Origin of the sequence: Sphingomonas aurantiaca, assembly GCF_003050705.1 — a bacterium.
Classification (GTDB): domain Bacteria; phylum Pseudomonadota; class Alphaproteobacteria; order Sphingomonadales; family Sphingomonadaceae; genus Sphingomonas; species Sphingomonas aurantiaca.
This window is the reverse complement of record NZ_QAOG01000001.1, coordinates 544,822-562,492: the sequence shown is the minus strand read 5'-3', so window position 1 is coordinate 562,492 and position 17,671 is coordinate 544,822. Positions and strand designations below refer to the sequence as shown.

Here is a 17,671-nt window from a genome sequence, read left to right as displayed (position 1 = left end):
TCAAAAGGACGTACCGATGCGTGACACGGTTCATACCCCGGTTCCCGGCAACCCAGCGAGCAAGGGTGCACCGGATGGAGTTTTGGGCGGGCCCCGCGGCAATGACGGCGCCGACGTTCATGGCCGCAGCGACCGGGGCGAGAGCGGCGGCGGCGCCTATCCCAACCCCCATGCGGGCAAGACCGAGACCAACACCGGCTTCATGGCGCATGGCGGTCAGACCGACATCGCCTATCACGGTGGCGGCCAGGCCGGCGAAGACGGTGGCAGCACCGGCAACGGCGTCGCCGGTTCGGGCGGCGGTGACCGCACGACGATCGCCGACGACCCGGATGCCGACCGCGAACCCCATGCGATCACCGGCGAAGGCCGCACGATCGAGGTCGTCGAGACGTCGGGGATCGCCGAGGCCGAGGCCAACGGCAAGATCGGCACCGACGCGCGATACGAGGACGAGCAGAAGCAGCCCGGTGCCGGCTGACGGCGACGGACCGCGCTACTGCACCGTCATACCCCACCTCCAGTCACTGCGCATTCTGCCTGGTGACCGCATAAGGACGATCCCATGTCTGCACCCGAAGATCTCCAGGACATCTACACCGACGAGCTGAAGGATCTGTGGTCCGCCAACGACCAGATGAAGAAGGTTCTGAAGAAGATCACGTCGAAGGCGAGCGACGCGTCGCTGAAGGACATGCTGACCAAGTCGCAGGCGGATATCGAAAAGCATACCGATCTGCTGAAAGACCTGATCGCATCAAACGACGCGAAGGTCTCGAAGGAGCATTGCAAGGGCATGGAAGGCCTCGTCGCCGAAGCCACCAAGCATGTCCTCGAGGAGGGACCGGAAAAGGGTCCGCTGCTCGATGTCATGATCATCGCGCAGTATCAGCGGATGACTCATTACGGGATCGCCGGCTTCGGCACGGCGGCTGCCTATGCCAAGGCGCTGGGTCTCAAGGATGACCACAAGACGCTGAGTGCGGCGACCAAGGACATCTATGGCGGCGACGAATATATGACGAAGCTTGCCGAGACGAGCGTCAACATCGACGCCGAGGACGCATAACGATGCATCGCTCGCCGGCGTCACGTCGGCGAGCGATATCGATCCAGCTAGACGACGGAAGCGCCCCATAATGACGACTTATCCGCTGAGCGAGCCAGCTACGATCCATAACGCGGAACCGTCCGATGACACGGCAACGGGCGTGGTAGGACAGGGCACGCTGGAAGAGTGCATCGATATCGTCGCCGAGTTTTCGGCAGACCGGCAACGATCCGTGTCCATCCAGATGGATGCTATCGACCTGAGGTTCGGCCCAAAGGAGATCAGCGACCTTCTACGCTTCTTGCGCGAGGAAACGCCGGGTCTTTCCAACACCGAAATCGCCGAGGTCAAAACCGCGGAACTGTAGATATCGGTGCGGAGCGATGCGGTGCCGCTGTCGGTGACGGCCCAGGACAAGGGGTGCATCGCAGAGCCGGCTAGTCGCCCGGCGATTGCCCGGCCCAGTCTTTTCAGTTGAGAAACGGCCGTTGGCGCTGCCGCCTTGTGATCGAGTGACATGATCGATCCACCCCGGATAATCGATTGGACAAATGTCACGCACATCCGGCATCGTAGGACATAACGGTAAGACTCATTGAGAGAGGACGCCAAGATGGCCGATTACGAACAGCCCAAGAGCAGCGGTTGCCCCATGGGTCCGCAGGGTGGCGGCGAGGTGAAGGCCCGCTCGTTGCTGGGTCGTACGAACAAGGATTGGTGGCCCGATGCGCTGCCGATCGACATGCTGCACCAGCACGGCGTCTCCCCCGACCCGATGGGCGACGAATATGACTATGCCGAGGCGTTCCAGCAGCTCGACTATGCCGCGCTCAAGGCAGACCTGACGGCGCTGATGACCGACAGCAAGGCCTGGTGGCCTGCCGATTACGGTCACTATGGCCCCTTCATGATCCGCATGGCGTGGCACGCCGCCGGCACCTACCGGGTCACCGATGGCCGTGGCGGGTCGTCGTCGGGTCAGCAGCGGTTCGAGCCGCTCAACTCGTGGCCGGACAACGGCAACCTCGACAAGGCGCGTCGCCTGTTGTGGCCGCTCAAGCAGAAGTACGGCAAGAACATCAGCTGGGCCGATCTGTTCATCCTCGCCGGCAACGTCGCGATCGAGAGCATGGGTGGACCGGTGTTCGGCTTCGCCGGCGGCCGCAAGGACGTGTTCGCGTCCGAGGGCGACACGTTCTGGGGCGCAGAGGAACTCTGGGTCAACGAGGGCGCGCAGACTCGCATCAGCGAGGACATGCCCGAGCTCGAAGGCCCGCTGGCGGCGATCCAGATGGGTCTCATCTACGTCAATCCCGAGGGTCCGGGCGGTGAGCCCGACGCGCTGAAGTCCGCACGCGACATGAAGGCGACCTTCCAGCGGATGGCGATGAACTCCGAGGAGACCGTCGCGCTGACCGCGGGCGGCCATGCCTTCGGCAAGGCGCATGGCGCGAAGGCCGCGCCGCACTTCAAGAGCCCGTCCTCGGAATCGGTTCACATGCAGGGCCTTGGCTGGCTGACCGACAGCGAAGAGATTGGCCAGGGCCATATCACGACCTCGGGCATCGAGGGTGCGTGGTCGAACAACCCGACCAAGTGGACCGGCGACTATCTGCGGCTGCTGTTCAAATATGAGTATGAGCTGACCGAAAGCCCGGCCGGCGCGAAGCAGTGGCAGCCGGTCAACCCGGAGCCGGAGGACATGGCACCCGACGCGCGTGACCCCAGCAAGCGCGTGCCGACGATGATGACGACGGCCGACATGGCGTTGAAGGTGGACCCCGAGTTCCGCGAGATCGCACTCCGCTTCCGCGACGATCAGTCGGCACTCGACGACGCGTTCGCGCGCGCCTGGTTCAAGCTGACGCACCGCGACATGGGCCCCCGGGTTCGTTACCTCGGGCCTGAGGTTCCGGAAGAGACGCTGATCTGGCAGGATCCGGTTCCCGAAGGCACGGCGCCGTCGGACGCCGCCGTCGCTGCGTTCAAGGACGCCGTGCTGTCGAGCGGGCTGACGATCGGCCAGCTGGTCAAGACCGCCTGGGCGTCGGCGTCGAGTTATCGCCGATCGGACCACCGCGGTGGTGCGAACGGTGCGCGTATCGCGCTCGCCCCGCAGAAGGACTGGCCGGTCAACGAGCCCGAGCAGCTCAGCCTCGTACTGGCCAAGCTGAACGAACTGCGCGGCGATATGTCGTTGGCCGACGCGATCGTGCTGGCGGGTTCGGCGGCGGTCGAGAAGGCGGCACGCGACGCCGGCCACGACGTATCGGTACCGTTCCTCGGCGGACGCGGTGACGCAACGCAGGACTGGACCGATGTCGAAAGCTTCGTGTGGATGGAGCCGCAGGCCGACGGGTTCCGCAATTACCTGAAGACGCGTCACCCGGTGAAGACCGAGGAGCTGCTGCTCGACAAGGCTTCGCTGCTCGGGCTGTCCGCGCCGGAGATGACCGTGCTGGTCGGTGGCCTGCGCGTACTCGGCGCAAACTTCGGCGACGCGCCCGACGGCGTACTCACCGAGCGTCCGGGGCAGCTGACCAACGACTTCTTCGTCAACCTGCTCGACAACGACACGTTCTGGGATCTGGTCGACACGTCGAGCGACGAGAAGTTCATCGGCTACGATCGTGGTGGTCGCGAGAAGAAGTGGCAGGCGACCCGTACCGACCTGATCTTCGGCTCCAACTCGCAGCTGCGCGCGACGGCCGAAGTCTATGCCGAGAACGGCCACGAGCAGAAGTTCGTTCGCGACTTCATCCGTGCGTGGGTCAAGGTCATGAACGCCGACCGTTTCGACGTTACGGCCAAGCCTGTGTCGTCCAACCAGGCGACCTGAGGCTAGGCTAAACGCGGATACGCCGTGTTGGTCCGGGCATGGGTCCGGACGGGCACGGCGTAGCCGCAACCCAGGCGCATCGGCGCCTGCGCGACGGAGATACTCGGCCTCGAAAAGAGGGCTGCACTAAGAATGGTTTGCAGCGTGCGGATCTCTTGCGAGGGTCATGGCCGGGGAACCCGCTTATACTCGGCGGCCGGCGTAAGACTGCTCGCTTCAGCCAGCGACGAAACAGCTGAGCTGACGGATCGTGATGGTGGGGAAAGGCACGTCTCACGCTATCCCTGAAGAGCGTTGGCACACAGTTGACGGCTGGACCGAGCGAAAGCGCTCGCCCTCTCGAGCAAACACAGACCTGTCAAAGTCATTTACAGGTAGAGGTTCCCGTTGATCCTCCCGCTGCCACCCCGATCGCAGCCACCGCATTGCGCGCGCCACCATCTGCTTACGGCCTGTGCGCTGATTTGGGAAAACGTTATGCCAGCGTAGCGAAGCATCGCCTCAGGCGGGATCAGGTAGCGCCCATCGGCAAGCGCATGACAAACGTAATTTGCAAGGTCCATGGGACCGGCATCGGCATGACCACTGTCGCCAATGCCGTCTGACGCCCTTGGCAAGCGCCGAGAAGCTGACCGGACGAATGTGATCACGCCGACACAATGGAGGCGATCGCGCTCGGCAAAATGTAAGCTGCGTACGCCTCCAGCCCCCGAACCACTTATCGATCAGGGCCCGTGTTGAATCGGCCTTTTCGTTGCCCACGACTATGACCAGCATGGTTACGGGACGGTACAAGCCGCGAATGGCATCGTTGCTCGCGATCGGCACATCGTTGGCGTTCTGCGCATCGATCCTGTCGTTCAGCGACACAGGCGCGATTGCAGCGATGTCGTTGGCGTAGATCGCGTTGCCGCGTTTCTTGTCCGCCATTCCCCGCATGACCTCCCCCGCGAGGTATCGACTGCAGCGGCGCGAAAGGTCATTCGTGTAGCGGCGTCGCTGAACAGGGTCAGCAGCACATCGAGGTCGGTCGGAGCGGTCGTCATAGTTGAGAGATAATCGTTCGACTCCCGCCACGACGCGGAACCCGCACTCGGTGCGGGCAGCGTCAATTTCGCGAGATGACGAGTTCCAAACCTGAAGCACGCGAAGGCCTCCTTCGGAAGAAGGTGGCAGTGCAGGTTGAGCCTAATCGCCCAGCCACTCGGTTGTGATCTCGCCCCTATGCTCCTCCGGCGCCAGCACGGCGCGCAGGGCTTCCAGCAGGGGCGGCAGCGCCTGCGTGAAGGCGTAGGGCGGGTTGACGATGAAAAGGCCTGCGCCATTATAGATGCCGGGCTGGTCATCGTCGTACAGCCAGTGCTCCACCCCCATCACTTTCGGGATGCGCAGCTTGCGTAACTGCTCCTTCCACCGCGTATGCGTGGCGCGGTCTTTCAGCGGATACCAGATCACCGTCACGCCATGCGCCCATTTGCGGTGGGCGGCAGCGAGGGTCGCGGTGATACGCGCGCGTTCGTCCGTCTGCTCGTACGGCGGGTCGACCACCACCACGCCGCGCGCGGTTCGGGTCGGCAGCATCGCCAGCCAAAGCTCGTAGGCGTCGCGCTCATGCACGGCAGCGGCTGTGTCGCGCATCACGCCGCGCAGGGTATAGGCGTCCCGGGGGTGTTTTTCGTTGAGGATCAGGAGATCCTGCGGGCGCAAAAGCTGCGCCAGAAACCGCGGCGAGCCAGGGTATAAGCGCGGCTCGGCCCCGATATTCACGGCCTGCACAGCGGCGCGATAGTCGTCCAGCAACGGGTTCGGGTCCGCAAAGGCCCGCAGCACGCCCTGTGTGGACTCGCCGGTGCGTTGGGAGTCGTCGCCATCAAGATCGTACAGCCCGCAGCCCGCATGCGTGTCGATCAGCGTCAGCGCACCCGGTTTTTGCTGCAAGGCCCGCACGAGGGCGATCAATAGGCTGTGCTTGACGACATCGGCACTATTGCCGGCATGAAAGGAATGGCGATAATTCATTGCGACCCGAAATCCTGACGATCTACCTTCATGCGTGCGGCTGGGCGCGGTTGCCGAGCGCGAGGCGACCGAAGTAACCGATCCGGTGCCAGTATAAACTCGGGCAGAAATCTTCAACGCACTTCTGTGCGAGGCGTCGAGCCTGCGCCAGCGATCGTCACCAGCGGCAAAGACGCGAGGACTGCGCCTTTGGCAAGCGGTGGTTCGCCACCGCTCGCCAGCCAGCTTCACCAGCCGAACGTCACCCCCATACGACCGCCGGTCGAGCCCTTGACCGTCGATCCCGCGTGCGCATACCCCGCTCCAGCACGCATTACCCAGATCACCAGTGCGGGAAAAACTGTTCGGTGGCGCGGCGAGCATCGTCGCCATTAGGATCGTGAAAAACCAAATGGGTTTAAGCACCGGGCGAAACTGCCCGGGGGCGTCAGGTTCCCAAGACCCAAACCCAGACATTCGGAAGCTCTGACGTTCCCTTAGCTCCGCGCTCACCGCTTTCGACGTCTGATATTCAGCCATAAACGTCGTGATTGGAGAGCAATCCGACCCGGCTGTTCGGGCGGATGGTAATGGCCGACGTTGCGCAGCACTGCCGCTTTCCCAATAAGGATCTAAATCCGGGGGCGGCCAAATTAGAAGACGGTAAATAGTAGCGGCCAAGCGTGTTGATCGGAAATTCTATACGGCAAATCTGGCATTCCCGGTCAAGGGAGCCAGGGAGCTGATCGTCCTCGAATACTATGCTTCGCCCAGCACCGTGGACGAAGAAATCAGCGTAGGCGAGATATTCCTGTTCAATGCGGACGGAGTGGTGATCTGGCCTCTCGCCATGGGCACCACCCTCCCCTCCCCTGAGGGGTTCTGCGACTTTGATCGATATAATCCCGGTACGTCTCGAGGATATTTTGAGAGGACCGACAGCCGAGATGACCCGAGCACAGACGTCGATCCCTGTTCAGCCGCTTTCAGAGCGAGACCGCTTGTTGAACTTAGACTTGAGTAAAGCGCTGTTTCAGCCGATGCCAGACCAATGACTTTTGTCAGCATCACCCGGCTGCGCATCCGCTCGCTTCGGTTTATGCCGCAGTTCCTGGTCCATACGATATGGACCGGAAGGCAGACCAAACGGGCGGACGGTTTTATCGACGGCTCCCTGCTTGCCGACCGGAAACGCGTATTTTGGACCGCCACCCTCTGGCGGGATCAAGCCGCCATGCGCGGCTACATGACCAGCGGGGCGCATTTAAAGGCCATGCCAAAGCTGCTGGACTGGTGCGATGAAGCCAGCGTCGTCCACTGGACTCAGGATAGCGCGGTCACGCCTGATTGGCTGGAAGCGGACCGTAGAATGAGAATGGAAGGGCGGCCTTCCAAGGTTCTCAATCCAAGCCCGAACCATCGCGATCTTCTCTACGATGCTCCTCGAACAACTGGGGCCGTTCCAATCAAGCCGACTGAACAGGCCTGACTCACACACGAACGTTCGCAGCCGCTATAGAGCTTCCCAGCATCGCGCGGTCCAAACTACCGTTGGTTTACGGCGCTGAGCTTGTCGAGGCGGCGTCGACCTACGAGTAGCCCGCCCTCCAACCTGGCGCAGAGCGCGGCGTAATAATCCGCGAGGAAGCCGTCATCGTCGCCATCGTCAGGGAGCCCCGCCTTGCGCCGGATCGCGGCGGCAACGGTGATCCGGGCGAGATCGTCGCCGCCACGAATGACGTCTTCCAAGGCCTGCAATTCGTAGTTGCCGTAAAGTGCGAGCGCCGTTTCCGGGAATATGCGTCGCGGCAAATCGTTGGCCGGCGCGAGATCGGCGGCGAGGGTGCTTATTGCAGTCTGGACGACCCAGGTTCCGGCAACCAGATCGCCGATGCGGAGGCGGTCGCGGTTGAATAGCGGGAAGAACAGGAAGATGCCGGTCCACAGCATGGCAAAGATGGTCAGGAACGCATCCGCGGTTCCCGCCGCCGCCTGCGCACCCAGGAACGAAAGCGGCAGGAACACCTCGATCTCGCGCATCGCGTTGCGCGCGAGTACAGCGCCCGCGGTCAGCCGCGCGCCATCGCGCGCAACCACGCGCAGTCGCATCAGCCGCTTGCCCGGCGTCGCACCGCGGCCGCCCATCTCGAACAGGACGAACCAGCCGTTGCGCAACACGAATGCGCCGATCAGCCAAAGGATCTTGGCGATATCGGCCTGCGTCGCCTTGTCGAGCGCGAACAGGGCGAGCGTTACGGCGATCATCACGATCAGCATCAGCGTGACGTCGATCAGGAACGCCGCAGCGCGCGTCCCCGCGCCACCCAGCTCGAGCTGCAAATCGACTCCCTCGGGCGTGACGAAGCTGCGGCGCCGCGCGACAGGCGCTTTAGTCCGGCGAGCGTTGCGCATGACGCCTCCCGATGCCGTAATAATAGACCAGCCACGCTGCGAGCATCGCCGCACCGATCACCGCGCGGGTGCCGTCGCTGGTGACCACCTGACGACCGACTCCCTCCAGAATGGCTGCGACCGCGAGCATCAGCACGACGCCCGCCGTGGCGACCGCGGCCGTGCGGCCCGCGGCGACCACCGCCTCCATCCGCGCCTGCCGGCCGGGAAAGGCGATGGCGGTGCCGATCCGCATCCCGGCCGCCCCGGCGATGATGACCGCGAACAATTCGGTCGTGCCGTGGATCGCCAGCCAGGCCAGGAAGTTCAGCCCAAGTCCCTTGCCGGCGAATACCGCGATCATCGCGCCCAGCATCAGCCCGTTATAGAAGATCAGCAGCGCGGTCGGCACGACGAAGGCGAAGCCGAGCGCAAAAGCGAAGATCGCGATCTGTGCGTTATGGCCGAACAGGAAGCTTGCGAAGACGCCCAGCCCGTCTTCCCGGCTATGATACAGCGTCGCCCGCAGCGCCTCCGCCGAAGCACCCGGATCGCGTCCGCTCGCCAGCCCCTGGGGTACGATTCCGCCATACCAGGACGGATCAGCCCGCACGAGCATATAGGCCGCGACCGTGCCCGCGATCGTCAGGAACGCCATGACCAGCGTCTCGCGCCACAGTGAGGCGACCGCGCCCGGCCACCCTCTGGTGAAGAAGTGCCCGAGATCCCTCCACGCTGAATCCGAGACACCATAGAGCTGAAAATACGCGCGCGCGCACAATTGCTCAAGATACGCGATCAGCGCGCGGTCGAGCGACGTCTCGCGCGCGATTGACAACGACGACAGCGTGGAACGGTACAGCAACGGCAGCGCCAACAAATCGTCGTCGGACAATACGCGGACGGACCGCTTCTCGATCCGGGTGAGCAGTCGCTCCAGCCGCGTCCAGTCCACCTCATGCGCGGCGCGGAAGCGGCTGGCGTTGAGCAGGGGCGGTGCGGAATCGACGAACGCGCTCACAACAGACTCCTACGCTTGAGGTCGACATAGCCTTCGACCAGCCGCTCGGCGACCTGGTCGTACGGACTCTCGATGACATGGACGCCCAAATGGCGCAGACGCAGCAGCACCAGCCGCCGATCGCGGAGCAGGGCCGCGGCGGTCACTGCCCGGGTCACGTCGGCGGCCTGTTCGGGCGCACGATCGACGATCGTCTCGAGTTCGTCGTCACGCAGGACGACGATCAGCACGAGATGCGTCTTGAGCAATCGCGCGACCGCCCGCACCATGAAGTCGGCGGAGATCGGATCGGTGAATTCTGTGAACAGCACGATCATCGACCGCCGCTTCAGCCGCGCCGCCAGGGTGGTCAGGGCGAAAGTGTAGTTGCTCTCGTCGCCGCTATAGTCGATCCCGGCGGCAAGGTGCTGAAGTTCGGCGAACGCCCCGGCCCCGCTGATGAAGCCGCTGGCCATCCGCGGTCGTGAATCGAACGCGTGGAGCGCCACGCGATCGCCCAGCTTCAGGGCAAGCCACCCGGCCAGCAGTACCGCCGATACCGCGCGATCGACGCGGGGGATGCCATCGACCGGCTCCGACATCTGTCGACCGGAATCGATCGCGAAGACGATCTGGCTGTTGCGTTCGGTCCGGTATTCCTTGGCATAGAGTTTCCGGTGCCGCGCGGACTGTTTCCAGTCGATCGCGCGTCGATCGACACCCGACCGGAACTCGACGAGTGCGTCGAAATCGGTGCCATCCCCGCGATCGCTTTGCGCCAGCAGGCCCTGCACCGCGTGACGCTGAAACACCTGCGCGCCCTGTCGACGCACCGCCTCGATATCTGGAAGGATCGGTAACGTCCGATCCCCGTCGATCCTCGCCTGACGCCACGCCAGCCCCAGTGGCCCTGCCCAGCGCACCCAGATCGTGCCCAACCGAGCAGTGCCGCGCCGCAGTGGCGTCAGCGCGACGGTCGCGGTTCCCCGGCCCGCGATCAGCGCAACGTCCAGCGGCGCGGCGTCGACGAACGACAACAACGGATCGGGCGCCAGTGCGACCTGCGCCGCGCTGGCAGGCCGACGCGCGTCGATCCAGATCTCGATCGGTACGCTCAGGGAAACCCCGACCGCCGCCGATCGCGGCAGCGCCAGCACGACACGCGCCCTCGCATGACCGAGCACCGCATCAGCGAACACGAGCGTCAGGACGGCGAGCGGCCAGCCCAGTCCCGCATACCAGGTCGCCGGAAACAGCATCGCGACCAGCAGCGTGACCGGCACTCCGATCGCCGCCGCCAGCACCGCCATGCGGGTCGGATAGATCAACGCGGCGCCTCGATTGTCTCGATGATCTGTGCCACGACATCCTCGATCGCGCGCCCGCTTATTTCCGCGGCGGGCGACAGGATCAGCCGGTGGCGAAGCAACGCGGGCGCCAGTGTCTTCACGTCGTCCGGAATGACGAAGTCGCGGCCGTCCAGCGCGGCGCGCGCGCGCGCGGCCCCCGCCAGCATCGCGCCCGCCCGCGGCGAGGCGCCGCTTTCCAGGTCGGCGACATCGCGCGTCTCGCGGACCAGCGCGACGATATAGTCGATGACCTCGTCCACCAGCCGCACCTTCGCGACCGTCTTGACCGCCGCATCGATCGTCGCCGCGTCGGCGCGCGCCTCGACCCCCCAGTCCGCAGGCGACATCGCCGTCGACCGCGCGCCATGATCCGCGACGATCCGCCGCTCCTCCTCCGCGGTCGGATAGGAGACCGTTTGCTTGAACAGGAACCGGTCGAGTTGCGCCTCGGGCAACGGGTAGACGCCTTGCTGCTCGATCGGGTTCTGCGTCGCGACGACGGTGAAGCGATTGCTCAGCGCGAGGCTCTCGCCATCGATCGTGACCGTGCGCTCCTGCATCGCCTCGAGCAGCGCCGCCTGCGTCTTCGGCGAGGTGCGGTTGATCTCGTCCGCGAGCAGCAATTCTGTGAAGATCGGCCCTCGCGTCAGCGTGAAGGTCGACGTCTGGAAGTTGAAGAGGTTCGCACCGATGATATCGCCCGGCATCAGATCGGGGGTGAACTGGATACGACCGAACTCCAGCCCGACCGTCTTGGCGAACGCATGCGCGAGCAACGTCTTGGCGGTACCCGGCGGCCCTTCAAGCAGGATGTGCCCCCCGGCGAACAGCGCGACGAGCAGCAGGTCGACGGTGGCGTCGTGCCCGATCACGGCCTTGCCGATCTCGGCACGGATCGCCTGCCCGAGGGCCTGAACCTCTTCTACCGTCACTGTGTCTTCTCCTGTTGCCATTGGTACAGCGCCTGCGCCGCTGCGAGCATGTCGGTGCGATGTTCGGCCCGAGCCGCATCGGCGACCAGCGCGCTGAACCGCGTCGTTCCCCTGAGCTTGTCGAGATAGCTGTCGGCTTCGTCGTCCGTCAGTCGCGCGGGAACGCCCAAGATCGTCCGCGCCCGCTCACGGATCAGCGCGGCATAACGCCCGCCCAGCATCCCTTCGCGCCCTGCCTTGCGGACGATCATCGCGCTGTTGTCGATCAGCGCAGTCTTGCCGAACGCGATCGCCCGCGTCGGCGGCCGGGGTGCGCCGAAGCGGACCAGCGCCTGCCATCCTACCAGCGCCAACGCCGCGACGATCGCCAGAGTCATTGCGAGGAAGGGCGGTTCGAAGGCGAGCTTCAGCGGGCTGCGTCCCAGACCCAGGCCGTTCAGCGTCACGTCGAACGCGATGCCGCGTGCGCCCGTGGCATTGACGAAATCCAGAAGGTCGAGCGCCACTCGGGCATGGTCCAGCCGACGGATGCCGTGATTGTTCAGCAGATCGGGGTCCGCCAGAATGTACGTGTTGGTGCGATAGAACTGCCCCAGCACGATCCGCCCCGCGTCGTCGGTGATCAGCGGTCGTAGCGCCGCAGAGCCAACCGTCTGCAAGGGCTGCGGTGCCGCCACCGCGAGCGAGCGTGGCGCCCCGCGGACGCCCTGCAACACGCGCGCGCCGCTCGGGCGCCGCGTTACCGTCATCACCGCCGCCGGCGCGAGAATTCTGGCGGGGTCAAAGGCCGGCAGCAGCCCGCCGACATCCACCCAGCCGCTCGTCTTGTCATCGGCGATGGTCGCCCATTTCGGTAGCACGATCAGCGTCGCCCGGCCGCGCCGCGCCGCCATGAACTTGGTCATGTCGGTCGCGCCGTGATCCGGCGTCGCAATGACCAGATCCTCGGTCTTCCAGCCGGCGGCCTCGCGCACCACGCGGGGATGGCGGCCTGTCGCACGCGCCAGCTCGACGATGCCGGCATATCCGGTCGCAGCGTTTGACAGGGCATGCGCACCCGCATTGCGCCCCGAGTTAAGATCTGGCGCATACGCCCCCAAGAGCAACGATCCCGCGAACCCGATCAAGCCGATGATCAGCAGCAGCGCCACCGTCAGCGGTGAGAATACCCTGTCCGCGCCGCTCGCGCGGTAGTGTCCCACGTCGCTCACGCGTGCCACCGTCCCGGTATTGCCAGTTCGGCATAGGCCGTGCGAGCCGTCTGCCAATCCGAGTCCGTGACGAGGCGCCCACCGAACAGGCTGCGCTCGACCAGCCCGGCGATGCTCGCGAACAGCGGCCGGACCGCAGCCGGCAACAGCGGCGCGGACGCGAGTTCGCGGCTGGTCAGCGACGGTCGCCGCAGCGCCGGGCGGCGCCGGGCGATGTCGTCGATCGAATGAAACAACAGATAGTGGATCGCCTCGGCATGGCGGCCGTCCGCGGCAAGCCGGTCCGCCTCGCGTAGCCACGCCCGCGCCGGCGCCGCGTCGGGCACCCAATCGTCGTGATCGGCATCCGGCATCGGATGCACGCGCCGCCGCGCGGGCAGACGCCATTCGCCGGACCGGATCCGTTCGACGACCATCCAGATCACCGCCACCGCAACTCCGGCGAGCAGCGTCCATAGCAGGATGCGGGCATAGGGTGCGTCGGGCATGAGGTCCGTCAGCCAGCGCAACAGCCGCCCGATCGGCCTGAACAGGTCGACGAGCCAGCGTCCCAGCGTCTTCAGCCATGCCGGCGGCTCGGGCGGCGCCGGCGGGCGGGTCAGACTGAACTGGATCGAAGGGTCGGCGCGTAACGCGGCATGGGCCGCCGCCAGTCGATCGCCCCCCGCCGCCGGGTCAAGTCCTGAAGCCGCGATGATACCCTCCCAGCGACGCAACGCTGCCCCCAGACCTGACTTACCCGGATCGGCCACCGGTGCAATCCGCCATTCGCCATTCGCTTTCATCCCCATGATCGAACTGGACAGCGCGAGGTTCGCTCGCCACCATCGTCGACGGGGATTTGGGGGAACTACAATGGCCAGCCACATTATCGGCGAGCGGAGCCGCGGAATCTCGGTAGGCAGCGTGTTCGGGCGCAGCGCGAACGTCATCAAGGACAATCCGCTCGCGACGCTCGGTACCAGCTTTGCCTTGATCGCGCTGCCGTCGCTCCTGCTCGGCCAGATCGGCCTCGGCGCGGCGGTGTTCCAGAATGTCCAGCTGGGGCAATATGCGCTGGCCGGAGTTTACGGAATCATCGTCGGCTTGCTGTGGCTGATCGCCAGCGGGGCGCTGGTCCAGGCAACCGTTGCGCATGACGAGGGACGAGCGGCGAACCCGCGCGAGATGCTGCGGGTCGGCGTGTTGCGGTGCCTGCCGCTGTTCGCGGTCTATGTGCTGATGCTGCTCGGCATATGGGTCGGCACGATATTTCTCGTCGTGCCGGGTATCATGCTCGCCGTCATGTGGTCGGTAGCCCTGCCCGCGATCGTTGCGGAGCGTTCGGGCGTGTTCGGCGCCTTCGGCCGCAGCCGTGCCCTGACCAAGGGCGCGCGGTGGCACGTGTTCGGTATCTTGCTGCTTGCCTTCGTCATCTACCTGCTCGCCTCGATCGCGATCGGGGTCGGCAGCGTGGCAGGCTATGGCTCGCTGGGCGTTCTCACCGGCGGGGGCCAGGTCCGGATGCCGTTACCGACGCAACCATCGTTCGTCGTCCAGCTGCTGCAATCGATCGTCACGACCGTCGTGCTGACCTGGTTCACCACGGTCGGCGCCTCGCTTTTCATCGAATTGCGCGACTGGAAGGACGGCCCCGACGCCGACCGGCTCGCCGACATCTTCGCCTGATGCTAGCGTTGGGGTGACCGTTAGCGAACGATCGACCCAGTTGCGGACGGTCGCCGCTCGTTTGCGGCGTCCCAACGTCAGACGTTTGTTCATCAGGGTTTGAACTGGCGTCCATGCGACCTGTTCAAGCGGAAATCTATGTCGCCTTGGCTTACAGGACGCGATCGGCGTCCTCCGGGCGCGGCAGCCAGCAGCTCGCCCGCCTCCCGAACAGGCGGTAACGGTTGCGTGCGACCCAGCGGTACAGCGGATCGCGCAAACCGCGAGGCACCACCCGGGCCGCACCGGCGATTCGCCACGGCCAGCCGAGCCCGGCATAGATTGCCAGCACCGCGTCGCTGTCGCGCAGCGCGCGGTCGCCGTGGACGACGATGATGGTATCGGGATCCGCCGGATCGATTCCGAACCGGCGACACAGTCCAGCACCGACATCTCCCTGCATCGCCGCGAGCCGGAAGCGGCGCGCGCGGTCGTGCGTCAGGACGAACTGCGCGTTCGCTGAGCACAGCACACATTCGGCGTCGAAGAGGATGATCGGATGCTCAGTCATCGATTCTCTCCAATCGGCCTCGATAATGAATGACCCGGCCGAACAGCGGAAGGTCGACGGGAATGTCGAACATGAATGCGGCGCCTTGCTCCTGCTCGACCGCATGGCATGCGGGCCGCGCCCATCGCGGAAGAGGTATGCCGAGGAACCGGAAGCCCACCAAGTCCATATGCAGCGCCCCGTCGACGGCCGAAACGTCGAAGGAGCTGGCTGCCGGCCCCATCCGTTCGATCAAACGGCCATGCCGAATTCGCAGAGTGCTGCGATACTGCCGGTCCCCGAACCTGCGATGCCAGTGCTCTGTGGCGCCGCGCCGTTCGAACCGCACGGTGACCGGCACGCCCGATCCTCGCGCCGGCAGCCGCATCATCCGGCACAGCAGCCGCGTAAACGGATTGTCGCTCGTCCGTATCTCGGCAAGGCCCGTCCAGACCTGGTCACCATCTTCGTCATGCAACGTGCGCAAGCTGGGCGCGAGACCAACGATCGCCGGACCGAGCAACCGCCGGAACAGCGCGCTCACCAAGCGAAATCCGGCTTGGCCACCATCAGCCAGAAGATTGCGAGCACGCCGGCAAAGGCGGGCCAGCCGAGCAAAAACCAGGTTCGCGATAGCGTGAAATAGCGCGCTGGCAGTCCCTCGCCGTCGGCGAGACGGTCGACGATCCGTCGCATCTCGATCTGAATGCCGACGACCGGTAGCCAGCAGGCGCCGACGAACAGGTACAGCACGATCGCGGCCGCCAACCAGTCGGTCGTCAGCGGATAGCCGGCGATCCGCGCGAGCCACACGCCGGTCACCGGCTGCACGATCACCGCGGGCGTGGTGAACAGCCAGTCGGCGATCACCACGTTGCGGTTGACGATCCGTCGTGCCGCCAGGTCGCCGGAGCGGTTGGCCATGAAGCCGTGGAACGCGGTGCCGAGACCGGTCCCGAACAGCAGGGTAGAAGACAGGATGTGAACGGTCTTGAGCAGCAGATACTCATCCACGGTCGGTCTCCAAGACGTGCACGGCGAGCGCGAGGCCGAGGATAGCGGCGTTCTTGACGAGCGCGCCGAACGGATCGGCCCAGAGCGCGGGCATCGTTGCGGCGATGACCGCAGTATAACCCAGCATCACACCGATTCCCGCCAGCGCGGCTCGGCGCAGGCGCGCCAGCAGCGCAAGCCCGATTGCGAGATCGAGTACGGCACCTGCTACGAGCGCGGTGATTGCGGCCGTACCGTTCAGCCCGGCACGCGCCAACAGCGCGAAGTTTGTGCCCGCAGGCGTGAATGCGAGCGGCACGATGCCACCGGCCAGCCAGACCAGCGCTAGCAACCAGCGCAGCACCGGCGCCAGCGGCATCAACCGTGCAGCCAGCCGGTCGGCGTCCGTCGCCGGCGTCCGCGCCAGCGCGACGTCCAGCGTCGCCGGAACCAGCCCGGTCGCGGCGATGAGCGGCTCGGCCTCGCCGGTGTTGTCGGCCTCAAGCATGGTCAGGCTTTCGTGGGTCACCGGCCCGATCCCGAGCCGCGTCACGGCCGCGAGCAGCCAGCGAGGCAACCGCACACCGAGCACGGGGGCCAGCCCCAGCCAGCGCCGCATGCTGGCGGTCAGCGCGTCCGTGGTCATCGGTTCGGGACCGACGACATCGATCCGTGCAGCGATTGGCCTGTCCCGGTGCAGCAGCCGCAAGATCCCCGCGACCAGGTCGTCGACATGGATCGGCTGCACGCGCCACCTCCCTTGCCCCAGCCGCGGGGTAAGCGGAAGGGCCGCGAGCGCGCCGAACAAGGCGCTGCTCTGCCCGCCGCGACCGATAACGAACGACGGCCGCAACACGACCCAATCCATCCGCGCACCGGCGGGATCAAGACCGGCGAGATGATCGTCCGCGGTGCGCTTGCTGAGATGGTAGCGCGTCACTGCACCGGCATCCGCGCCGAGCGCGGAAACCTGAACCACGCGGCCGACGCCGCCAGCAAGGCATGCATCGAACAGCGCCCGCGCGCCCTTGTCGTGGACCGTCGCATAGCGTCCACCATCGCGAATAAGTCCGGCGCAGTTGACGACCGCATCCACGCCGCACAGCCGCAGCAGCCAGTCGTCGGCTACATCCTGCGTCAGGTCGCAGCGGATGGTCGAGACGCCGCATACCGCTTGCGCAAGCCGTGCCGGATCGCGCCCGGCGGCCGTGACGCGCACGCCCTCCGCCACCAACCGCCCTACCAGATGGCGCCCGACGAACCCGCCGGCACCAATGACGAGAACATGCATCGTCGCGCCCTTACGCTTCGCCACGGGGGCTGCGGCTCCACACCGCGAACCCCATGCCGACCAGCGCCAGCAACACGCCGAACAGCGCGCTCGTGACGGTGCCTTGCACCAGTGCGGTCGGATCGGTCGCGACGTAGCGCATCGACACGAGCAGCATTGGCGTGGCGATCATCATCACCATCGACCACACCGTCCAGAAGCGCGACCGCTCTTCGGTCCCACAGAGTTCGGCGAGCAGGATCGACAGCGGTCGCCACAGCGCAACGGCGGCCAAGATCGCGATCACCGCGGTCAGCGCATAAGTCAGCAGCAAGGCGGCTATGGGCAGCAGCATGACGAAAATCTCCTTCGACGCCGTCCGGATATCGGCCGGCTGTCCGACGCCTTGCGAATGGCATGCCAATTGCGGAAACTGACGA

18 protein-coding genes are annotated in these 17,671 nt (G+C 65.4%); 6 read left to right on the top strand and 12 right to left on the bottom strand.

Annotated features, from left to right (window positions below):
- The first annotated feature begins 16 nt into the window (after positions 1–16).
- From C8J26_RS02705 to katG, 4 genes are all read left to right on the top strand, one after another.
- Positions 17–481 carry a hypothetical protein gene (locus C8J26_RS02705; RefSeq protein WP_146168760.1) on the top strand — a complete coding sequence of 155 codons (465 nt, stop codon included), beginning with the start codon at positions 17–19 and terminating at the stop codon, positions 479–481.
- A gap of 84 nt (positions 482–565) precedes the next feature.
- Entirely contained in the window at positions 566–1,069 is a 504-nt protein-coding gene (locus C8J26_RS02700) for a ferritin-like domain-containing protein (protein WP_107956606.1), read from the top strand.
- Positions 1,070–1,139: 70 nt separating this feature from the next.
- The gene (locus C8J26_RS02695) at positions 1,140–1,418 is read left to right on the top strand and encodes a hypothetical protein (RefSeq protein WP_107956605.1); all 279 of its coding nucleotides are present in this window, start codon (positions 1,140–1,142) and stop codon (positions 1,416–1,418) included.
- 246 nt (positions 1,419–1,664) lie between these two features.
- A complete protein-coding gene (gene katG, locus C8J26_RS02690; RefSeq protein WP_107956604.1) occupies positions 1,665–3,890 on the top strand; it encodes a catalase/peroxidase HPI in 2,226 nt (741 codons plus the stop codon).
- Between the two features lie 1,188 nt (positions 3,891–5,078).
- Here the strand turns inward: katG and C8J26_RS02685 are convergent.
- Positions 5,079–5,909, bottom strand: coding sequence for a 23S rRNA (adenine(2030)-N(6))-methyltransferase RlmJ (locus C8J26_RS02685; RefSeq protein WP_107956603.1), 831 nt, complete (start codon positions 5,907–5,909; stop codon positions 5,079–5,081).
- 1,030 nt (positions 5,910–6,939) lie between these two features.
- Between C8J26_RS02685 and C8J26_RS02680 the strand changes: the two genes are divergently transcribed.
- A complete protein-coding gene (locus C8J26_RS02680; RefSeq protein WP_107956602.1) occupies positions 6,940–7,377 on the top strand; it encodes a DUF3291 domain-containing protein in 438 nt (145 codons plus the stop codon).
- A gap of 56 nt (positions 7,378–7,433) precedes the next feature.
- Here the strand turns inward: C8J26_RS02680 and C8J26_RS02675 are convergent, their stop codons facing one another.
- Genes C8J26_RS02675 through C8J26_RS02650 form a run of 6 tightly spaced genes read right to left on the bottom strand, consistent with a single transcriptional unit; the run spans position 7,434 to position 13,556 of the window.
- Positions 7,434–8,300, bottom strand: coding sequence for an RDD family protein (locus C8J26_RS02675; RefSeq protein ID WP_107956601.1), 867 nt, complete (start codon positions 8,298–8,300; stop codon positions 7,434–7,436).
- Positions 8,278–9,300: a stage II sporulation protein M gene (locus C8J26_RS02670; RefSeq protein WP_107956600.1), complete on the bottom strand. Its 1,023-nt coding sequence runs from the start codon at positions 9,298–9,300 to the stop codon at positions 8,278–8,280. The genes C8J26_RS02675 and C8J26_RS02670 overlap by 23 nt, the downstream gene beginning before the upstream one ends.
- Positions 9,297–10,607, bottom strand: coding sequence for a DUF58 domain-containing protein (locus C8J26_RS02665; RefSeq protein ID WP_107956599.1), 1,311 nt, complete (start codon positions 10,605–10,607; stop codon positions 9,297–9,299). The genes C8J26_RS02670 and C8J26_RS02665 overlap by 4 nt, the downstream gene beginning before the upstream one ends.
- Positions 10,604–11,560 carry an AAA family ATPase gene (locus tag C8J26_RS02660; protein ID WP_107956598.1) on the bottom strand — a complete coding sequence of 319 codons (957 nt, stop codon included), beginning with the start codon at positions 11,558–11,560 and terminating at the stop codon, positions 10,604–10,606. Before C8J26_RS02660 ends, C8J26_RS02665 begins: the two co-directional genes overlap by 4 nt.
- Positions 11,557–12,771 (bottom strand): hypothetical protein, encoded by a 1,215-nt coding sequence (locus tag C8J26_RS02655; RefSeq protein ID WP_208631307.1) that lies wholly within the window; start codon positions 12,769–12,771, stop codon positions 11,557–11,559. Before C8J26_RS02655 ends, C8J26_RS02660 begins: the two co-directional genes overlap by 4 nt.
- The gene (locus C8J26_RS02650; RefSeq protein ID WP_244185129.1) at positions 12,768–13,556 is read right to left on the bottom strand and encodes a DUF4129 domain-containing protein; all 789 of its coding nucleotides are present in this window, start codon (positions 13,554–13,556) and stop codon (positions 12,768–12,770) included. The genes C8J26_RS02655 and C8J26_RS02650 overlap by 4 nt, the downstream gene beginning before the upstream one ends.
- A gap of 70 nt (positions 13,557–13,626) precedes the next feature.
- Here C8J26_RS02650 and C8J26_RS02645 point away from each other — a divergent pair, with 70 nt between their 5' ends.
- Positions 13,627–14,439, top strand: a complete 813-nt coding sequence (locus tag C8J26_RS02645; protein WP_107956597.1) for a hypothetical protein — start codon at positions 13,627–13,629, stop codon at positions 14,437–14,439.
- Positions 14,440–14,590: 151 nt separating this feature from the next.
- On the opposite strand, the gene C8J26_RS02640 is transcribed toward C8J26_RS02645, so the two are convergent.
- From C8J26_RS02640 to C8J26_RS02620, 5 genes are read right to left on the bottom strand one after another with little or no spacing between them, the layout of a single operon-like run.
- Complete coding sequence (locus C8J26_RS02640; RefSeq protein WP_107956596.1) at positions 14,591–14,989, bottom strand: thiol-disulfide oxidoreductase DCC family protein; 399 nt, start codon at positions 14,987–14,989, stop codon at positions 14,591–14,593.
- Positions 14,982–15,512: a DUF4166 domain-containing protein gene (locus C8J26_RS02635; protein ID WP_244185128.1), complete on the bottom strand. Its 531-nt coding sequence runs from the start codon at positions 15,510–15,512 to the stop codon at positions 14,982–14,984. The genes C8J26_RS02640 and C8J26_RS02635 overlap by 8 nt, the downstream gene beginning before the upstream one ends.
- A complete protein-coding gene (locus C8J26_RS02630) occupies positions 15,509–15,982 on the bottom strand; it encodes a DUF2269 family protein (RefSeq protein ID WP_107956594.1) in 474 nt (157 codons plus the stop codon). Before C8J26_RS02630 ends, C8J26_RS02635 begins: the two co-directional genes overlap by 4 nt.
- The gene (locus C8J26_RS02625; protein ID WP_244185127.1) at positions 15,975–17,276 is read right to left on the bottom strand and encodes an SDR family oxidoreductase; all 1,302 of its coding nucleotides are present in this window, start codon (positions 17,274–17,276) and stop codon (positions 15,975–15,977) included. Before C8J26_RS02625 ends, C8J26_RS02630 begins: the two co-directional genes overlap by 8 nt.
- Positions 17,263–17,586 (bottom strand): hypothetical protein, encoded by a 324-nt coding sequence (locus tag C8J26_RS02620; protein WP_056413453.1) that lies wholly within the window; start codon positions 17,584–17,586, stop codon positions 17,263–17,265. The genes C8J26_RS02625 and C8J26_RS02620 overlap by 14 nt, the downstream gene beginning before the upstream one ends.
- Positions 17,587–17,671 lie beyond the last annotated feature (85 nt).